The sequence below is a fragment of the Microbacterium sp. 2FI genome (assembly GCF_005502885.1).
Taxonomy (GTDB): domain Bacteria; phylum Actinomycetota; class Actinomycetes; order Actinomycetales; family Microbacteriaceae; genus Microbacterium.
The window spans coordinates 1-18577 of record NZ_SCMR01000003.1 but is presented as its reverse complement, the minus strand read 5'-3'; the positions used below and the strand labels follow the sequence as shown (position 1 = coordinate 18577).

Here is an 18577-nt window from a genome sequence, read left to right as displayed (position 1 = left end):
AACGCGCTCAGTCATAGCTCGCCTCCGCCGTCCAGACGCCGTCTTCGCACACCAGCAGCCACGCGGCGCCGTCGGCGTCGACCACCTGGAACCGGTGCGCGCTGCGCGAGCGCGCGGCATCCCATCCCCGCTCGATCACCGGCCACGGACCCGCCCACGCCTCGATCCGCCGCCGCCTGCCCCCCTCGATCAGCTGCGCCGGCACCGCCGAGACGCTCCCCCGCTCGTCGACGTCGACCGGATCGCCGCCGAGCGAGCGCACCTCGGCCGGCAGCGGCTCGGCGAACACTGTCGCCGGCAGCGGATCGGGAAGGCTCCCCGGCCACGGCCGCGCCCGGTCGGCGGCGATCCCCGCGCGCCCACGCTCGTGCCGATCACCCCACGGCACGAGCACCTGCCGCTCGGCGAGCCACCGTCCGCCCCCGATCGCGGGCGTCAGCACGCCCCGATGCCCGAGCATCGCCTGCACCCGCGAGAGGGCGTGGTGCACCCGTTCTTCGGGCGCGGATCCGAAGATCGCGGGGGCGTGGTGGGATGCCGCATCAACCGCCTCGGGAGAGATCCGCACGAGCGTCACGCCGCTGCGCAGCCGGGCTGTTCTGTCAGGTACAGCTGGTGTGCCCGGCTCGCCCACGTCTTCCGCGAGCTGCCAGCGCACACGATCGACGACGGCCGCCGCGTCGAACGAACCCGGATGCAGCCACACCCGGTCGCTCCGCTCACCCCGATCCCCCACGAGCACGACCCGCAGCTCGGTGCACACGAGGTCGACAGCGCCGAGAGCTGCCACGAAGTCGTCGGCGGCCACACGCATCGCGAACGCCACCTGGTCGGCGATCTCGAGCGGCGGCTCGAAGGCGACCTCGCGGTGCAGCTCGGGCGGCGGTGTGCGCGGCTCGACCGGACGCGAATCGCGACCGCCCGCCAGGGCGTGGAGACGGATGCCGCGCTCGCCGAACCGCTCGCGAACGCGGTCGGGCGGCATCGCGGCGAACTCTCCCAGCGTCTGCACGCCGAGCCGGGCGAGAAGCCCGACGAGGTCGGGGGCTGCCGGGGCCATCCCCCGACCGAACGACGCGGCGTCGAGCACCGCGATCGACAGCGGCGCGAGGAAGCCCGCAGCCCCGCCGCCGGGCACGACGAACACCGGCTCGCGGTCGCTCGTGCCGCCCTTCGCCGCCTGCTCGGCGGTGAAGGGTCCGTCGGCGATCCCCGCCCGCACCCCGTCGAGCCCGAGGTCGCGGAGCGTGGCGAGCAGCATGTGCGCCGCCTCAGCCTCGCCGCCGTAGTAGCGGGCAGGACCCCGCGCCCGCAGCGCGCACAGGCCCGGGCGCACAACCTGCACCCCCGGCACCCGCTCCTCGATGCGCGCGACGACCGGGGCGAACGCGCGATGATCGCGTGCAGCATCCGCCGCCACGATGCGCAGCCCCGGGCATCGCGCCTGCGCGTCGCGACGCCTCTGGCCGCGACGCACCCCCTCGGCCCGCGCGGACGCCGAGCACGCGACGACGAGGTTGCGCTCGACCACCGCGACCGGGGCGGCGGGCAGGACATCAGGCGACACGGCACCCACCGCCGTCACGGGCCAGTCGGGGAACCACAGCACGAGGCTCCGCACGGGAGACTCCAGAGCCATCTCAGCCCGCCGCCCGCGCCTCGATGCGCGTGAACTCGAACTGATCGCGCACGATGGGCTCGGGCGCCGCGGCGATGTGGCCCGCGGCATCGGGCAGCAGCAGCCGCGCGCGCCGGGGCCCCGGCCAGCGGCGACTGGAGGCGCTGATCGTCACGTCGCGGCCGGCGAGGTACCCGTGGCCGCGCCCGACTCCCGACCACGCCGGCTCGGAAGTCTCGAGCGTCGCCTCGGCCTGCGGCCACGGGCCCTGCACGAGCAGCACGGCGCCGCGATCGCGCAGGCGCGCCGCCAGCCGCGCGACCTCGCCGTCGGCCGCGCGCCCGACCGGACGCACCGCGACGACCGGAAGCACCTCGGCGACGGTCGAGGTGACCGCGAGCCACCGCGCACCCGGATCAGGGATCAGCACGAGCCGCGACAGATCGACGCCGAGCGCCTCGGCCGCTTCGGCGCCGAGCTGCGGCATGCCCACCACGCCGCACCATGAGCCGGACTGCGACGGCTGCGCCAGCAGCGCCAGCAGCAGCGACGTCGAGCGCGGCAGCGAGTACGCGGCGCCGGGCCGCAGCCCCCCGCCTGGCAGGAGCGACGCGAGGGCGGGATGCACCGGCAGCACCGGCGCATCGAGCTTGCGCCCCTGCACCCGCTCGAGCTGCGCGCGCAGACGCTGCACGTCGTCGACAGGCCGCTGCGCGCGCGAAGCCGCATGCTTCACCATCGCCCTCATTCCCACATACTAGAACTGATGTTCTAGTGCTTCAAGTGCAGGAGATGAGGTTAGCGCCTACTTCCGACAGTTATGTTCGATACTCGAGCGATGCTATGCGCCGGTGAAGAATGCCGTCGTCGCGATGCGCGCGAAGCCGCCCGCCTGCAGGTCGAGAGCGGTCGTGAGCATGAGTTCGTCTGCCGTACGCGTCACGGTGCCGATACCCGAGATCTCGGCCTGGAGATCGAACGTGCGCGTCGCATCGAGGACGACGGTCACGTCGTACCCGAGATTGCCCGCCATGCGCGCGGTCGTCTCGACGCACATATTGGTCTGGATGCCGCACACCACGAGTTCGCCGACCCCCTCGGCCGTCAGCCAGGCGTGCAGATCCGGGTCGCCGTAGAAGGCGGAGTTCACGTTCTTCGTCACGAACAGCGCCGGGTCGATCGCGGCGACCGGGCCGACGAGCGTGTTGCCTGGGCTGTCCGGATGCAGCGGCGAGCCGGGCGAGACGGAGTCATGCCGCACGACGACGATCGGCTCGCCCGATGCCTGCCAGGCCGCCGCAAGAGATGCGACGTTCGCCTCACACGCGGGGTTCGTCGTCGCACCCCAGAAGTCGAGGTCGTCGAAAGCGCGCTGCATGTCGATCACGAGAAGGGCCCGGGTCATGGGTCCATCCCATCACGCCGCGAGCGCGAGATACGGCTCCCACCGCGGATCGGTCCGATCCGTGCCGCGCACGGTCCACTGCGCGCCGCGCGGCGGACGCGGGGCGAAGCGCAGCTCCCAGTTCATCTCCTGCGGCGTGCGGTCGCCTTTGACGTTGTTGCACCGCAGGCAGCACGCGACGAGGTTCTCCCACGAATCCGCACCGCCGCGCGACCGCGGCAGCACATGGTCGATCGTCGACGCCGACTTCTCGCAGTACGCGCATCGGTGACCATCTCGACGCAGCACACCGCGCCGCGTGACGGGGATGCTGCGCCCGCCCGGCACGCGCACATAGCGCGTCAGAATGATGACGGCCGGTCGTTCGTAGGGGCGTCGGGTGCCCCAGACGGGTTCACCCTCCATGTGCTCCACGACCATGGCCTTGTCGTTCATCACGAGCACGAGGGCCCGCTTGAAGGAGACTACGGCCAGGGGCTCATAGCCGGCATTCAGTACCAGAGTGCGCATCGATCATCCTCTCGAACGGCCGGGACGGCTTCCCGGTGATTCGACTCACGACGTTTCGAGGGGCGCAGGGGTATGAAAAAAGGCGCTGTCTACAGACAGCGCCATGGCGCCACGGTCGTACCGTGGCTTCCGGTCATACGATGCCGAAGGACAAGGCGCCCGAGCGCATCCATGGTTCGGATGCGTGGCGTGCTGCCCATTCGGCTTCCCTCCGCTTTCTCTCAGCGTCGGGTTTCAGGGTAGCCCACGCCCGGGCATGCGGGGGCCGCGGGGTGGTGAACAGCGGATGGCGTGTCGGAGAGCGAGGCAGACAGGCAAGCGGGCGATCAGCCCGCGTTCTGTGCCAGCCAGGCGTACGGGTCGACGTTCGAGCCGTTGACATACGTCTCGAAGTGCAGGTGGTTCGCGGTCGAGCGACCGGTGCTGCCGACGAGTCCGATGATCTGGCCCGCCGCGACCGTCTGACCGGAGACGACCTGACGGCTTCCCCACGTCATGTGCCCGTACAGGGTGCCGACGCGCTGGCCGTTGATGACGTGGTCGATCGTGACGGCGACGCCGTAGCCGCCGTAGCTCTCCTGCGAGACGCGCACGACGCCGGCCGCGGCCGCGAAGATCGGGGTGCCGGCGGGCGCGAGCATGTCGATGCCCATGTGGGCGCCGCCGCGAGTGCCGAAGCCCTCACCCATCGTGTAGCCGCTCACAGGCCAGCGGACCTCGCCGCTGCCGGGAGCCACCATGCTGAGGTCGACGTTCACGGTCGCGACGCTGGCAGCCGCCGAACGGGCGCGGGCGGCAGCCGCCGCAGCGGCAGCCTCGGCGGCCTTCTTCTTGGCGATCTCCTCGGCGGAGGTCGCCGCGTAGCTCTCGCGCACCAGCTCGGCGCCGCTGGCGTCGGAGGCGACCACGAGCGACTGAGCGTCGTCGACGGCCATCTGCTGGATGGTCACGGCGTCCTCGGGGACACGCGCCGCAGCGAACGCGGGCAGTGCGACGGTGGCGACGAGGCCACCGACCATGCTGAGGATCACGAGACTCCGCAGCGGCTTCTTGATGCTCCCCGCGGGACGCGGAGCACGTGGCGCCTTTGCGGGAGCCTTCGCCGCAGGACGGGAGGCGACGGGGGCGACCGCCGCCGGACGGCGGGTCACCTTGCGACGGTCACGCGCACGGCGCGTCAGACTCGTCGTCTCGCTCTCGGTTTCGTTCGCGGGCGAATCTATCTCTTCAGCCAAATTTTCCTCCGGCGCCTCTGCGCCGGGGCGCTGGCTCGTCGGCACGTGTGTGTCGGGGCACTTGGTGCGGGTTTCACCGCGCGGACGACGAGCCGGGGAGGCAATCCGTGCGGGGTCCGTGGGCGGGCTTCTCGCCTAGTGGACTTTCCGAGGCTACCGGAAGGTAACGAATCTGTCACGTTCACCACCTGGCAGAACCCTGGGGGTGTGTCGGACAGACCCCGTGTGGACGCCGCATGGGCACCGCGCGGACGCCGGGTTCCGGCATCCGTCCCGGGGTCAGACCCGGTCGTCGACGAGGAAGATGTGCGAGGCCATCTCGACCGGCAGTTCGAGCCCTTCGTCGCTGCCGTTCATCTGCAGCAGCACGTACCCCTCGTTGTAGCGGTAGTCGCCAGTCGCCCCCGGAACGACGCCGGCACCCTTGAGCTGCTGCAGCAGTTCGGGATCGACCTGCGCGGGCTCGGCGAGGCGGCGGACGGTGCCCGAAATGGGCTCGCCGGCCTCGTTGAGACGCCGAACGAGACCCACGACGCCCTGATCGAACCCGGTCGCCGGAACGTCGCCGAGCTGGTCGAGTCCAGGGATCGGGTTGCCGTACGGGGATTCCGTCGGGTGGCCCAGCAGCTCGACGAGGCGACGCTCGACCTGCTCGCTCATGACGTGCTCCCAGCGGCAGGCCTCTTCGTGGACGTAGGCCCAGTCGAGTCCGATGACATCCGACAGCAGTCGCTCGGCGAGACGGTGCTTGCGCATCACGTCGACGGCCTTCTGGCGACCCGCGAGGGTGAGTTCGAGCGAGCGGTCCTCCGAGACGACCACGAGTCCGTCGCGCTCCATGCGGCCGATCGTCTGCGAGACGGTCGGCCCCGAGTGCCCGAGGCGCTCCGAGATGCGGGCGCGGAGGGGAACGATGTTCTCCTCCTCGAGCTCGAGGATCGTGCGCAGATACATCTCCGTCGTGTCGATGAGATCGGTCATATCGGGGTGTCCTCGCCGGTAGAAGGGGCTTAGGACACCCTATCTTCTGCCGCCCATCTCTCGGCGGCAGCCAGGATGCCGCCCTCGAGAGCATGCGGCGCACTCGGCACCACGGGAAGGCTCCAATGGACGGTCGCGTTCGTGATCGCGAGACGGGATGCCGTGGGTGGGGCCGCGACGTGCGACCGATCCTCCGCGAGCACCCAGAGTCCGAGACGTTTGGCCTGAGTCACACACGTGAGAACCACGCCCCCTCGAGCCGCCGCGACGAGGTATGCGTCGGCATCCGTCGTCGCGACCCACCCACGCCGGGGCGCCACCAGCACGCCGTCGGCGACCGCCCCCGCGAGCGCGCGACGCCCGAACCCGGCATCCATCAGCACCGATGTCCGCACGACCCCACCCCGGTTCGCGACCGCCCGAATCAAGGAATCCATGGATGAACCCTGCCTCGCACGGGCACGACGGATTCCGGTTCCTCCGACCTGTGGACCTCTCCGGTCACCGACTCTCCTGTGGAGGAAGCTGCGACCACAGGAGGTGTCGCCTTCCGCAGGACGCCCCGCCCGCAAGATCTCCTGTTGAGCCGCACAAGTCCTGCGCAGGGCGCACGGCCCGGCAGTCCCTAGAATCGGACCCATGCCCCACGTCCTGCTGCCCCGTGAGATCCTGCCCGCCGACGGCCGATTCGGCTGCGGCCCGTCGAAGGTCCGAGCCTCGCAGCTCGAGGCGCTCGCCGGCCCCGGGGCGGCGCTGTTGGGCACCTCGCACCGCCAGGCACCCGTGAAGGACCTCGTCGGCCACGTGCGAGCAGGTCTCGGCGAGCTCTTCCGCATCCCGGCGGGCTACGAGGTGATCCTCGGCAACGGCGGATCGACCGCCTTCTGGGATGCCGCGGCCTTCGGTCTGATCGAGAAGCGCAGTCAGAACCTGGTGTTCGGCGAGTTCGGCGGCAAGTTCGCCGCTGCCGCGAAGGCGCCGTGGCTCGATGCCCCCGACGTCCGCGAGGTTCCCGCCGGCACGCGCAGCAGCCCGGAGGCAGTCGAGGGCGTCGACGTGTACGCGTGGCCGCACAACGAGACCTCGACGGGCGTCGCCGCCCCGGTCACCCGCGTGGCCGGCGACCCGGGCGCGCTGACGGTGATCGACGCCACGAGCGCCGCCGCCGGCATCGACTTCTCGGCGCAGGACGCCGATGTCTACTACTTCGCCCCGCAGAAGAACCTCGGCTCCGACGGCGGCCTGTGGTTCGCGCTCGTCTCGCCGGCCGCCATCGAGCGCATCGAGCGCATCGCCGCCTCGGGCCGCTACATCCCCGAATTCCTGAGCCTGAAGAACGCCGTCGACAACTCGCGTCTGAACCAGACACTGAACACCCCCGCGCTCGCGACCCTCATCCTGCTGAACGAGCAGGTGCGCTGGATCAACGACAACGGCGGTCTGCAGTGGGCGGACTCCCGCACGCGTGAGTCGTCGCAGGCGCTGTACGACTGGGCCACGGCATCCGCCTTCGCCACGCCCTTCGTCGCCGACCCCGCCGATCGCTCCCCCGTCGTCGTCACGATCGATTTCGACGACACGGTGGATGCCGCCGCCGTCGCCCAGAGCCTGCGAGCCAACGGCATCGTCGACACCGAGCCGTACCGCAAGCTCGGCCGCAACCAGCTGCGCGTCGCGACCTTCGTCTCGATCGAGCCCGACGACGTCCGTCAGCTCATCCGCTGCATCGACTACACCGTCGAGCGTCTGGGCTGATACGGCCGATCAGGCCAGCGGCGAGGGCTGCGGGGTCAGCACCGAGGCGACGATCGCCTCGATCGCGAACTCCGACGCGCGCGCGAGGTCGACGACGTCGGGATCGAGCAGCCACTGCACCTGCAGGCCGTCCATGACGGCGAGGATGCTCGCCGACGCGAGATCGACCGTCTCGAGCGAGGTCACGCCCTGCTCGGCGCACACGACCTGGAAGGCGTGGGCGACCTCGCCCCGGAGCGTCTCGTAGCGCTTCTGGAAGAACGCGCGCCCCGGGTGGTCGTCGGTCACCGACTCCGCCGAGAGCACCACGTAGGCCTGCACGATGCCGGCACGGTGGGCGTTGACGAAGGCGGTGCGCACGAGGTGCCGGAACAGCGCCATGCCGTCGGGAATGTGCTGCTCTTCGAGATCGGCGACGTCGGTCTCGTCGCGATGCCGGAGCACCTCGAGCAGGAGCTGATCCTTCGAGCCGAAGTGATGCAGGATGCCGGCGTGGGTCATGCCCACCTGATCGGCGATTTCCTGAAGCGTTCCGCCTGTGAAACCCTTGCTCCCGAAGATCTCGACCGCGGCGTCGAGGATGTCTCGCCGACGCGCGATCGTCTCGGGACGCGAGCGCGGCTGACGACGCACATCGGTCATCGCCCAGCCCCCTTTCTTCGCCCGCCGCGTGAGAGTCTACGCATCCCCGGAAGGGGGCGAGCGACGCGCTTGCATTACTTACTTACTTGATTGTAAGTTAACTCCGCAATCACTCGACGCCGTCGTCGCCCTGGGGCCAGCACGGCGTCGTGCACCCACACTAAGGAGAAGCAATGAGGCTCAAAACGTCCCTCGCCGCCGCCGGCATCGCCGCGGCGCTGGTGCTCACCGGCTGCGCCGGCGGGGGCACCGACCCCGACGCCGACAGTGGATCGACCGGAACCGTGGCGCTCACGATCGCGAAGCCCGACGGCGCGATCACCACCGAGTCGAACAACCCGTACCTCGGCGACTCGTCGGCCTCGAAGTACGGCTACGGCAAGGTCATCTTCGAGTCCCTCGCGCTCGTCAACCCGACCGGCGACCTCGGCACCACCCCGTGGCTGGCCGAGACGGTCGAATGGAACGACGACTACACGCAGCTCACCGCCAAGGCCCGCAGCGGCGTGAAGTGGAGCGACGGCGAGGACTTCACCGCCGACGACATCGCCTTCACCTACAACCAGGTGCTCGACGGCAAGCTCAACGACACCAACGCCCTCGACCTCAAGAGCGTGAGTGTCGACGGCGACACCGTGACCATCGAATTCAACAGCTCGCGGTACAACCAGCAAGCCCGCGTGCTGCACTTCCAGATCGTGCCCGAGCACATCTGGAGCGACATCGCAGACCCCAACACCGATCCCCTCACCGGCGAGGGCCAGGTCGTCGGCACCGGCCCGTACGTCCTCGACTCCTGGACGACCGAGTCGGTCACGCTCGCGGCGAACCCCGAGTACTGGGGCGGCGAGCTGGCCGTGCCCGAGCTCCACTACGTCTCGTATGGCGACAACGCGGCCCTCACGACCGCGCTCGTCTCGGGCGAGGCGGACTGGGCGCAGGCGTTCATCCCGCAGATCCAGGACAGCTTCCTGGCAGCCGACCCCGAGAACAAGTTCCTCGCGTCGCCCACGGTGGGCGCGGCCACGCTGTTCATGAACCTGCAGACGAAGCCGTTCAACGACCCGGCTCTGCGTCAGGCGCTCGCGTGGACGATCGACCGTCAGGCCTATGTCGACATCGCGCGCGAAGGCGCGAGCGAGGCGATCTGGAGTGTCACCGGTCTCAGCGAACTGCTCTCGGACGAGATCGTCCCCGACTACGAAGGCCAGGAGTACTCGGTCGACGTCGACATGGCGCGCCAGATCCTCACGGACGCCGGCTACACCTGGGAGGGTGAGGCTCTGATCGACCCGGATGGCGAGGCCGTCACGTTCTCGATCTCGGTCCCCGCGGGCTGGAGCGACTGGAACACCGAGCAGGCGCTCATCGCGGAAGAGCTCAAGGAGGGCCTCGGCATCGAGGTCAAGATCGACCAGCCCGACTGGGGCGGCTGGGACGCGGCCCGTCAGGAAGGCACGTTCCAGGCGATCATCCACTGGCTCGAGGACACCGGCAACGCGTACGGCCTCTACACCTCCACGATGGACCCGAAGTGGATCGTCGACGGCAAGGCCGCGTTCAACTTCGGCCGCTTCGACGACCCCGCCGTCACCGAGGCGCTGAACACGTACGCGAACGCGTCGTCCGAGGCCGACCGTGCGGCCGCGCTCACCGTGATCGAGACGGCGTTCGTCGAGAACGTCCCCGCGATCCCGCTCGGTGCACACCCGCTGCTCGGCGAGTTCAACACCCGCAACTACGTGGGGTGGCCGTCGGAGGAGGACGCGTACGCTTCCGCTGACCCGACCCAGCCGGCGATCGTGCAGATCCTGACCAAGCTGCAGCCCGCCACGTCACCCCTCACGAAAGCGAACCAGCACAGATGAGAGATTCGCTCCTCTCCGTCCAGGACTTCTCGATCGTCTACGACGTCGATCCCCCCGTGGAAGCGGTCAAGAACGTCACCCTCGAACTCCAGCGCGGTGAGATCCTCGGACTCGCCGGCGAGAGCGGATGCGGCAAGACGACCCTCGCCTACGGCCTCCAGCGTCTGCTCCGGCCACCGGCCGTGATCACCAGCGGCTCCGTCGTCTTCCATGATGCGTCCGGCGAAGACGTCGACGTCAACAGCCTCGGAACCGAGGAGATGCGCCGCTTCCGCTGGGACAAGATCTCGATGGTCTTCCAGGGTGCGATGAACTCGCTCAACCCGGTCACGACCGTAGGGTCTCAGCTCGAGGACGTCTTCGAGGTCCATCGCCCGAACCTCAGCCGCGCAGAGCGCCGCGCCGCGGTGATCGAGCTCCTCGAGATCGTCAAAGTGGGCGCGCAGCGCTACCGGTCGTTCCCGCACGAGCTCTCCGGCGGCATGCGCCAGCGCGTGATGATCGCCATGGCACTGGCCCTCCGTCCGCAGCTCATGGTCATGGACGAGCCGACGACCGCGCTCGATGTGCTCGTGCAGCGCGAGATCCTGCGTCAGATCTCGGAGCTCCGCCACGACTTCGGGTTCTCCGTGATCTTCATCACGCACGACCTGCCCTTACTGCTGGAGATCAGCGACCGCATCGCGATCATGCGCGAGGGCGAGATCGTCGAGCTCGACACCGCCGAGCGGATCTGGACCGACCCGCAGGACGCGTACACCCGGACGCTGCTGGCCTCGTTCCCCAGACTCACCGGATCCAGGGGGGTGGTTCACCGATGACCGTCCTCGAGTTCGATTCCGTCACCAAGATCTACTCCGTCCGCGGCGCCGGTCAGATCAAAGCCCTCGACGACGTGAGCTTCACGCTCCGCTCGGGCCAGACGATCGGCCTGGTCGGCCAGTCGGGCAGCGGCAAGTCCACGATCGCGAAGATCCTCACCCAGCTCGAGACGCCGACGAGCGGCGAAGTGCGCCTCGACGGCCGTCCCATCCCCCGGCGCGGCAAGGGCCTGCGCGCCTACCGCCAGGCGCTGCGCATGGTGTTCCAAGACCCGTTCGCGTCACTCAACCCGTACCACTCGATCCGGTATCACATCGAGCGGCCGCTGCGGCTCGACCACGTCGTACCCAAGGACCAGGTCGACGACGAGGTGCGGCGGATCCTCGAGCGCGTGCGCCTGGATCCGAACGCCGTGATCGACCGACGGCCGCACGAGCTCTCGGGCGGTCAGCGACAGCGCGTCGCCATCGCCCGCGCGCTCGCATCGCGCCCGAAGCTGCTCGTCGCCGACGAGCCGGTCTCGATGCTCGACGTGTCGATCCGCCTGGGCGTGCTGAACCTCCTCGCCGACCTGCAGCGCGAGGAGGGCCTGGGTGTCCTCTACATCACCCACGACCTCGCGACCGCCCGTCACTTCAGCGACGAGATCCTCGTGCTCAACCAGGGGCGCGTCGTCGAGCGCGGTCCCGCCGACGACGTGATCCTGCGTCCGGAGAACCCCTACACCCAAGAGCTGCGTGCGGCATCCCCCGATCCCGACTCCTTCTTCTCGCACGCAGCCGGCATCCTCGGAGGTGACAAGTGAGCGCTGTCGCTCCCCCGGTCCCCACACCGGACTTCGACCCGATCGTGTCGGGCACCACCGCCACCAGCGCGGTCAAGGGTCGCTCGCGCGTCCCGTGGCGCTTCCTCGGCGGGCGGGTCCTGTTCTACCTGTTCACCCTGTGGGCCGCCATCACGATCAACTTCTTCCTGCCCCGCATGATGAAGGGCGACGCGGTCGATGCGTATCTCGCCCGCAACCGCAACGTCTCGCCCGAGGCCGCCGAAGCGCTGCGCGCGCTCCTCGGCCTCGACACCGACGCATCCCTCTGGCAGCAGTACCTCGACTACTGGGGTCTGCTCCTGCGCGGAGACCTCGGCATCTCGCTCCTCCACGGCATGCGCCCCGTGACCGAGGTGGTGGGCCAGTCGCTGATCTGGACCGTGGGGCTCGTGGGCTTCGCGACGCTCGTCGCGTTCGCGATCGGCACGATCGGCGGCGCGATCGTCGGATGGCGCCGCGGCAGCCGCCTCGACGCGCTCATCCCGATCACGACCTTCCTCAGCACCATTCCGTACTTCTGGCTCGGCCTCATGGCCATCTCGATCTTCTCGGTGATGCTCGGGTGGTTCCCGATCGGCAAGGCCTACGGAGTCGGGGTGAAGCCGGAATGGTCGGCGGAGTTCATCGGCGACGTCATCCATCATGGCTTCCTGCCGGCGGCCACCATCGTGATCGCCTCGATCGGCGGATGGATGCTGGGCATGCGCAACATGATGCTCACGGTGCTCGACGAGGACTACGTCATGGTCGCTCAGGCCAAGGGCATGCCGAACTCACGGGTGCTGTGGCGCTACGCCGCGCGCAACGCCGTGCTCCCCCAGATCCAGAGCTTCGCCCTGGCACTCGGCTTCATCGTCGGCGGCACGATCGTGATGGAGGTGGTCTTCAGCTATCCCGGCGTCGGCAAACTGCTGCTCGACGCCACCAACGCGAAGGACTACGCCCTCATGCAGGGAGTCTTCCTCGTGATCACGATCTCGGTGCTCGTGGCGAACCTCCTGGCCGACGTCGCCTACGCATTTCTCGACCCGCGCACGCGCCAGACGGAGGACTGAGGATGGACACCATCGTCAACGACAATGCGACCAAGCCCCCGGCCCACACCCCCGAGACGGCGACGCTGCGCACGCCTCCCGCAGGCTCCGCCAACGGGCACACCAAGCCGACCTTCTGGTCGAAGCTCGGCGCGGCGTTCGCCATGTTCCGCAACGGCAAGTCGATCGCGGGCCTGTCGATCCTCGGGTTCTTCGTGCTCGTCGCGATCTTCGCCGACGTACTCGCGCCGTACTCCCCGACGCAGGTCAACAACGAGGCGCGGTTCCAGCCGCCGTCGGCCGCGCACTGGCTGGGCACGACCCACATCGGCGAGGACGTCCTCAGCCAGGTCATCCACGGCACGCGCGGCGTCATCGTCGTCGGCTTCCTGGCCGCGATCATCGCCACGGTCATCGCGATCGTGATCGGCGTGACCTCGGGCTACCTGCGCGGATGGCGGAGTGAAGGCCTGTCGGCCCTCACCAACGTCTTCCTCGTGCTGCCGGGGATCCCGCTCATCATCATCGTGGCGACGATGTTCGAGGACCCGCCGCTGTGGGTCATCGCGCTGGTTCTGGGTCTCATCGGCTGGGCGTGGGGTGCGCGGGTGCTCCGTGCACAGACGATGTCGCTGCGCAGCCGCGACTTCGTGCATGCCGCACGCGCCAATGGCGAGCCGATGCGGCGCATCATCACCGTCGAGATGCTGCCCAACCTCATGGCACTCATCGCCGCGAGCTTCGTGGGCACGGTGACGGCCGCGATCATCGGCCTCACGACGTTGTCGTACATCGGCATCATCCCCGTGACGACCTACAACTGGGGCACGATCCTCAACTGGGCCAGCGCCCAGGGCGCGTTCCGGCAGGGCCAGTGGTGGTGGTTCATGCCTCCGGGGCTGTGCATCGCCGCGATCGGCGTCGCCCTGTCGCTGATCAACTTCGGCATCGACGAGTACGTCAACCCGCGCCTGCGCTCGGCCGGCGAACGTGCCCGCGCGATGAAGAAGAAGGGCATGAACGTGAACGACACCGTCACCGCCGTGCGCCCGTCGACCACCACCACGACGACAACCGGAGAGACCTCGTGACCACTGCCGACATCGCGACCCCCGCGTACCTCGACGCGACGCGTTCCATCGCGGCACGCATCGCCGATCTCCTCGATCGCATGAGCGTCGAGGAGAAGGTCGGGCAGATGCTGCAGCTCGATGCCCGGGAAGACATCGAGGAGCAGGTGCTGCGCCAGCACGTCGGCTCGATCCTGCACGCGTCGCCCGAGCGCCTCGCACTCGCGCACGAGCTCGTCGCCCAGACCCGCCTGCGCATCCCGCTGCTCGTCGGCGAGGACTGCATCCACGGGCACTCCTTCTTCGAGGGGGCGACGATCTACCCGACGCAGCTCGGCATGGCCGCTTCGTGGGATGCCGACCTCCTCGAGCGGGTCGCGCGCGCGACCGCCCAAGAGGTGGCGGCCACCGGCATCCACTGGACCTTCTCGCCGGTGCTGTGCATCGCACGGGACCTCCGGTGGGGTCGTGTCGACGAGACCTTCGGCGAAGACCCGTTCCTCATCGGCGAGCTCGCCTCGGCGATGGTGCGTGGCTACCAGGGCGGCGGGCTCGACGACGAGACGGCGATCCTCGCCACCGCCAAGCACTTCGCCGGGTACTCCGAGACCCAGGGCGGCCGCGATGCGAGCGAGGCCGACCTCTCGCGGCGCAAGCTGCGCTCATGGTTCCTGCCGCCCTTCGAACGCGTGGCGAAGGAGGGATGCCGCACCTTCATGCTGGGCTACCAGACGACCGACGGCGTGCCGATCACGGTCAACGACTGGCTCCTGAACGACGTGCTGCGCGGCGAGTGGGGCTACACCGGCACTCTCATCACCGACTGGGACAACGTCGGGCGCATGGTCTGGGAGCAGAAGATCCAGCCCGACTACGCCCACGCCGCCGCGGCCGCGGTCAAGGCGGGCAATGACATGGTGATGACGACCCCCGGATTCTTCAACGGCGCCCTCGAGGCGATCGATCGCGGCCTGCTCGCGGAATCCGACCTCGACCGCGCCGTCTCGCGCATCCTGCTCTTGAAGTTCGAGCTGGGCCTCTTCGAGAACCCCCGCCACCCCGACGCCGACCGCATCCAGGAGATCGTCGGCAGCGCGCCGCACACCGAGCTCAACCTCGAGGCGGCACGCCGATCTCTCGTCCTGCTGCGCAACGACGGCACGCTGCCGCTGCTCGAAGGACGGACGACGGATGCCGCCGGCCGCGCGATCGCGGGTGCCGCACCCCGCCGCATCGCGGTGATCGGCCCGCTCGCCGACGACGCGCAGACGCAGCTCGGCGACTGGGCGGGGTCATCGGGACAGGCGGACTGGCTGCCCGGCGGCCACCCGCGCGCGATGATCACGACCGTCCTCGACGGCCTCCGCCGCATCGCCCCCGCTGACTGGAGTGTCGAGTACGCCGAAGGCGCCGGCATCCTGACCCTCGAAGACGATCCCGCGGGCGCGTTCTTCCCCGATGGCCAACCGCGGCCGCAGATCGTCGTCCCCACCCCGGCGGACGCGGATCTCATCGCGGATGCCGTCGCCACGGCTCGCGAGAGCGACCTCGCCGTCGTCGTCGTCGGCGACCGCATCGAGCTCGTCGGCGAGGGTCGCTCGACCGCGACGCTCGAGCTCGTCGGCGGTCAGATCGCACTGCTGGACGCCATCGCCGAGACCGGCACGCCGTTCGTCGTCGTGCTCCTCGCCTCCAAGCCGCTCGTCCTCCCGCCGTCGGCCGAGCGGGCCGCTGCGCTCGTGTGGGCGGCGAGCCCCGGCATGCAGGGCGGGCAGGCGATCGCCGAGGTGCTCCTGGGCCTCACCGAGCCGAGCGGTCGGCTGCCGATCTCGTTCGCCCGGCACGCCGGGCAGCAGCCCACGTACTACAACCAGATCCGCGGGCAGCACGGCAACCGGTACGCCGACCTCACGCAGAGTCCGGCGCACGCCTTCGGCGAGGGACTGTCGTACTCGACCGTCGCTTACGACGACCTGCGCATCCTCGGCGACGGATTCGGCCTCGACGACACCGTTCGCGCCGAAGTGCGGGTCACCAACACCGGCGCGCGCCCGGCGCGTGAGGTGGTGCAGGCGTACCTCCGCGACGAAGTGACCTCGGTCAGCTGGGCAGACAAGGAGCTCAAGGCCTACCGCGTCGTCGACCTCGAGCCCGGAGAGGCCCGCGTCGTGTCGATCGACCTCGACGTCGCAGAGTGCACCCTCGTCGACGCGCAGGGCGTGCGCCGGGTCGAAGCGGGCACGTTCGAACTGCTCGTGGGAGCGTCCTCACGCGACGAAGACCTGCTCTCGGCACGGTTCGCCGTGCTGCTCGACCCGCCGACCCCGACGGTGTGAGGGCCACGGGGACGACGGCGAGTCAGGCGTCGTCGTCCCCGGCGGCCTCGTCGAGGTCTTCGGCGTCGTCCTCGTCGGAATCATCCTCGTCAGCGTCCTCGTCGGAGTCGTCCTCGTCGGCGTCATCGTCTTCGTCGAGGCCGTCTTCGGAGTCGTCCTCGTCGGCGTCGTCCTCGTCGTCGAGGTCGTCGTCCGCATCGATCGGCTCGTCGAGCTCGTCGATGTCGACGCCGTCGACGTCGCCCGCGTGCAGGATCGGCGAGCCGTCGCGGTCGAAGTCCGCGGCATCCAGATCGTCGACATCGTCGAGATCGTCGTCCGCATCCGCATCGTCGTCAGCATCCGCGTCCGCGCCCGCCGCCTCGGTGAGCGCGAGCTGCGCCGCCTGGTAGTCGGCGAGGCGCTCGGCCCACGGTACCCAGTCGGGCGCCAGCAGTGCCCCGTCACCGGGAAGCAGCTCCACCTCGAGCACGGTGGGCTCGGCATCCGGGACCCGTGCGAGACTCACGGTCCAGAACCAACCGGGATAGCCCGGGAGGGTCGTCTCGAAGCGCAGCGACACGACGCCGCCGTCTTCGATGCGATAGTCCGCCGGCGCCCCGATCGAGGACGCAGGAGTGATCTCCCGCAGCGCCGCGAGAGCGAGGTCGCGGGCTTCGAGAAGGGCCGGGTCGGCCTGATCAGTCATCGAAGTCCTCGGCGACCTTGCGCAGCACCGCGGCGACCTTCTTCGCGTGCGCGGGGCTGGGGTAGCGGCCCCGACGCAGGTCGCCGCCGATGGTGTCGAGCAGCTTCACGAGGTCTTCGAGGATGATCGCCATGTCGTCGGCGGGCTTGCGCGAGCGCTTCGCGAGGCTCACCGGCGCGTCGAGCACACGCACCGAAAGCGCCTGCAGACCCCGCTTGCCGTCGGCGACGCCGAACTCGAGGCGGACGCCGGGCTTGGGCGCCGGGGCTCCCGCGGGCAGGGCCGTGGCGTGCAGGAAGACGTCCTGGCCGTCATCTGCGGTGATGAAGCCGAACCCCTTCTCCTCGTCGTAGAACCTGACCTTGCCGGTGGGCATGGAGACCTCGCTGTGAATCGCACCGCTTGCGGCGGAAGTGTCGTAACGATCGCATCCATCCCACGAACGAGACGGACACGACAGAACGGGGATCGGCCGATCCCCGACCCCAAGCCTAGAGCACGCCCCGAGGCGAGTAGGCTGAGGCGGATGAGCACGAACACCCCGGGCGAGGACGTCCCCGTCCGCCCGATCGACCGACTTCTGGCGTTCATGTCGCTGGGCCTCCTCCTGCTGTCGATCCTGTGCTTCTTCGCGATCATGATCGGCTCGTCAGCGGGCGCCGACATGCAGACGGGCATCTGGCCCGTCGTCGCGGTGATCGTATGGATCGCCCCGATCGTCGCGTTCGCGATGCTGCTGACCGTGCTCATCACGAGCTTCGTGCGGAAGGCTCGGGCAGGCCGAGGAGGCTGATGGTCTCCGACGGGCGTGCACTTGCGACGTGGCTTGCCGCTCGCGACGACGTCGCGCTCGCCGCGACGCTCGCCGCCCGCGCCGTCCCGCCGTCGGCCGCATGGCACGACTTCTTCGATGCGGCGGAAGGCCTGCTGGATGCCGCATCCCTCGACCGCGCTCTGACGCGCCTCCCGCGCCCCGCGCTCGCCGCCCTCGCGGGTTCGCCCGCCGATCACGCGACGACGGCACTGCTGACGCGGCTCGCCCTCGTCGACGAGGCCGGGTCGCCCTATGCCGCCGTCGCCGAGCGGGTCAGCCACCTCCTCGGTGCCAAGCCTGACGCCTTCGTCGCCGCAGGCGCCGCTCCCGAGCCCGAGCGCGCCGACGAGCGTGCCGCCGCAGCCGCCGCCGAGCGGGCCTTCACCACCGCCGGCGCCCTCGCCGACGTGCTCCTCGCGGGGCTCCAGGCACCCCTCGCTCGCACCGGCACCGGCACGGTGAGCGCGGTCGACCGCAAGCGCCTCGTCGAAGCCGGTGCCGTCGCCACCGCCGACGAGCTCGAAGACCTGCTGCTGTCGGCCGAAGCCGCGGGCCTCGCGGGCACCGTCGAGCGCACATGGATCATCCGCGAGGCCGGCGAGCGGTGGCTGGCATCGTCCACCGCCGAGCGCTGGCAGAGCATCGCGACGGGCTACCGCGCGGCGCTGCCCGCGGGGCTGCGAACGGCCGACGGCGGGTTCCTGCCCGCGGCGCGGTGGCCGAGCACGTACCCGCTCGACTCCGAGTGGCCGGCCGAGGCCGCGCGCCTGCGCCGGACCGCCGTGCGCTGGGGACTCCTCGACGACTCCGACGCCGAGCCGTCGTGGACGGGCACCCTGCGCGCCGGCGGCGCAGCCGACGCCTCGGCACTCGTCGCCCATCTTCCGGCCGAGATCGACCGCGTGTACCTGCAGGCCGACCTCACCGCGATCGCCCCCGGCCCCCTCGCCCCCGCCCTCGACCTGCGCCTGCG

18 protein-coding genes and 1 pseudogene are annotated in these 18577 nt (G+C 69.9%); 9 read left to right on the top strand and 10 right to left on the bottom strand.

What is annotated here, in order from left to right; genetic code table 11:
* Positions 1–7: 7 nt before the first annotated feature.
* The 7 genes from FFS15_RS04040 to FFS15_RS04010 form a co-directional block, all read right to left on the bottom strand.
* Entirely contained in the window at positions 8–1639 is a 1632-nt protein-coding gene (locus FFS15_RS04040; protein ID WP_137843725.1) for a DNA polymerase Y family protein, read from the bottom strand.
* A gap of 1 nt (position 1640) precedes the next feature.
* The gene (locus FFS15_RS04035; protein ID WP_137843981.1) at positions 1641–2357 is read right to left on the bottom strand and encodes a hypothetical protein; all 717 of its coding nucleotides are present in this window, start codon (positions 2355–2357) and stop codon (positions 1641–1643) included.
* 102 nt (positions 2358–2459) lie between these two features.
* On the bottom strand, positions 2460–3023 hold the full coding sequence (locus tag FFS15_RS04030) for a cysteine hydrolase family protein (protein WP_137843724.1): 564 nt from the start codon (positions 3021–3023) through the stop codon (positions 2460–2462).
* A 12-nt stretch (positions 3024–3035) separates the two neighbouring features.
* Positions 3036–3533 (bottom strand): HNH endonuclease, encoded by a 498-nt coding sequence (locus tag FFS15_RS04025; RefSeq protein WP_137843723.1) that lies wholly within the window; start codon positions 3531–3533, stop codon positions 3036–3038.
* 326 nt (positions 3534–3859) lie between these two features.
* Entirely contained in the window at positions 3860–4684 is an 825-nt protein-coding gene (locus tag FFS15_RS04020) for a M23 family metallopeptidase (RefSeq protein WP_349290447.1), read from the bottom strand.
* A 363-nt stretch (positions 4685–5047) separates the two neighbouring features.
* Positions 5048–5749, bottom strand: a complete 702-nt coding sequence (locus FFS15_RS04015; protein WP_137843721.1) for a metal-dependent transcriptional regulator — start codon at positions 5747–5749, stop codon at positions 5048–5050.
* Positions 5750–5778: 29 nt separating this feature from the next.
* Entirely contained in the window at positions 5779–6186 is a 408-nt protein-coding gene (locus FFS15_RS04010; protein ID WP_137843720.1) for a hypothetical protein, read from the bottom strand.
* 202 nt (positions 6187–6388) lie between these two features.
* Here FFS15_RS04010 and serC point away from each other — a divergent pair, with 202 nt between their 5' ends.
* Entirely contained in the window at positions 6389–7504 is a 1116-nt protein-coding gene (gene serC / locus FFS15_RS04005; protein ID WP_137843719.1) for a phosphoserine transaminase, read from the top strand.
* 9 nt (positions 7505–7513) lie between these two features.
* On the opposite strand, the gene FFS15_RS04000 is transcribed toward serC, so the two are convergent.
* Positions 7514–8146 (bottom strand): TetR/AcrR family transcriptional regulator, encoded by a 633-nt coding sequence (locus FFS15_RS04000; protein ID WP_137843718.1) that lies wholly within the window; start codon positions 8144–8146, stop codon positions 7514–7516.
* A 173-nt stretch (positions 8147–8319) separates the two neighbouring features.
* Between FFS15_RS04000 and FFS15_RS03995 the strand changes: the two genes are divergently transcribed.
* The 6 genes from FFS15_RS03995 to FFS15_RS03970 are packed head-to-tail and all read left to right on the top strand — an operon-like array spanning position 8320 to position 16102.
* Positions 8320–10014 carry an ABC transporter substrate-binding protein gene (locus tag FFS15_RS03995; protein ID WP_137843717.1) on the top strand — a complete coding sequence of 565 codons (1695 nt, stop codon included), beginning with the start codon at positions 8320–8322 and terminating at the stop codon, positions 10012–10014.
* Positions 10011–10835, top strand: a complete 825-nt coding sequence (locus tag FFS15_RS03990; RefSeq protein WP_137843716.1) for an ABC transporter ATP-binding protein — start codon at positions 10011–10013, stop codon at positions 10833–10835. The genes FFS15_RS03995 and FFS15_RS03990 overlap by 4 nt, the downstream gene beginning before the upstream one ends.
* Positions 10832–11641: an ATP-binding cassette domain-containing protein gene (locus tag FFS15_RS03985; protein ID WP_137843715.1), complete on the top strand. Its 810-nt coding sequence runs from the start codon at positions 10832–10834 to the stop codon at positions 11639–11641. The genes FFS15_RS03990 and FFS15_RS03985 overlap by 4 nt, the downstream gene beginning before the upstream one ends.
* The gene (locus tag FFS15_RS03980; protein WP_137843714.1) at positions 11638–12717 is read left to right on the top strand and encodes an ABC transporter permease; all 1080 of its coding nucleotides are present in this window, start codon (positions 11638–11640) and stop codon (positions 12715–12717) included. The genes FFS15_RS03985 and FFS15_RS03980 overlap by 4 nt, the downstream gene beginning before the upstream one ends.
* Before the next feature lie 2 nt (positions 12718–12719).
* On the top strand, positions 12720–13787 hold the full coding sequence (locus FFS15_RS03975) for an ABC transporter permease (protein WP_137843713.1): 1068 nt from the start codon (positions 12720–12722) through the stop codon (positions 13785–13787).
* Positions 13784–16102 carry a glycoside hydrolase family 3 N-terminal domain-containing protein gene (locus FFS15_RS03970; RefSeq protein ID WP_137843712.1) on the top strand — a complete coding sequence of 773 codons (2319 nt, stop codon included), beginning with the start codon at positions 13784–13786 and terminating at the stop codon, positions 16100–16102. Before FFS15_RS03975 ends, FFS15_RS03970 begins: the two co-directional genes overlap by 4 nt.
* Before the next feature lie 22 nt (positions 16103–16124).
* Here FFS15_RS03970 and FFS15_RS03965 read toward each other — a convergent pair whose 3' ends face one another.
* Positions 16125–16790 carry a DUF3027 domain-containing protein gene (locus FFS15_RS03965; protein ID WP_137843711.1) on the bottom strand — a complete coding sequence of 222 codons (666 nt, stop codon included), beginning with the start codon at positions 16788–16790 and terminating at the stop codon, positions 16125–16127.
* Positions 16783–17166, bottom strand: coding sequence for a cold shock domain-containing protein (locus tag FFS15_RS03960; protein ID WP_137843710.1), 384 nt, complete (start codon positions 17164–17166; stop codon positions 16783–16785). Before FFS15_RS03960 ends, FFS15_RS03965 begins: the two co-directional genes overlap by 8 nt.
* Positions 17167–17316: 150 nt before the next feature.
* On the opposite strand from FFS15_RS03960, the gene FFS15_RS03955 reads away from it, so the two are divergent.
* Together FFS15_RS03955 and FFS15_RS03950 are read left to right on the top strand one after the other, a co-directional pair.
* Positions 17317–17583 (top strand): multidrug ABC transporter ATPase, encoded by a 267-nt coding sequence (locus FFS15_RS03955; RefSeq protein WP_137843709.1) that lies wholly within the window; start codon positions 17317–17319, stop codon positions 17581–17583.
* A pseudogene (locus FFS15_RS03950) lies at positions 17583–18577 on the top strand (hypothetical protein); the annotation flags it as partial. The gene FFS15_RS03955 and the pseudogene FFS15_RS03950, both read left to right, overlap by 1 nt.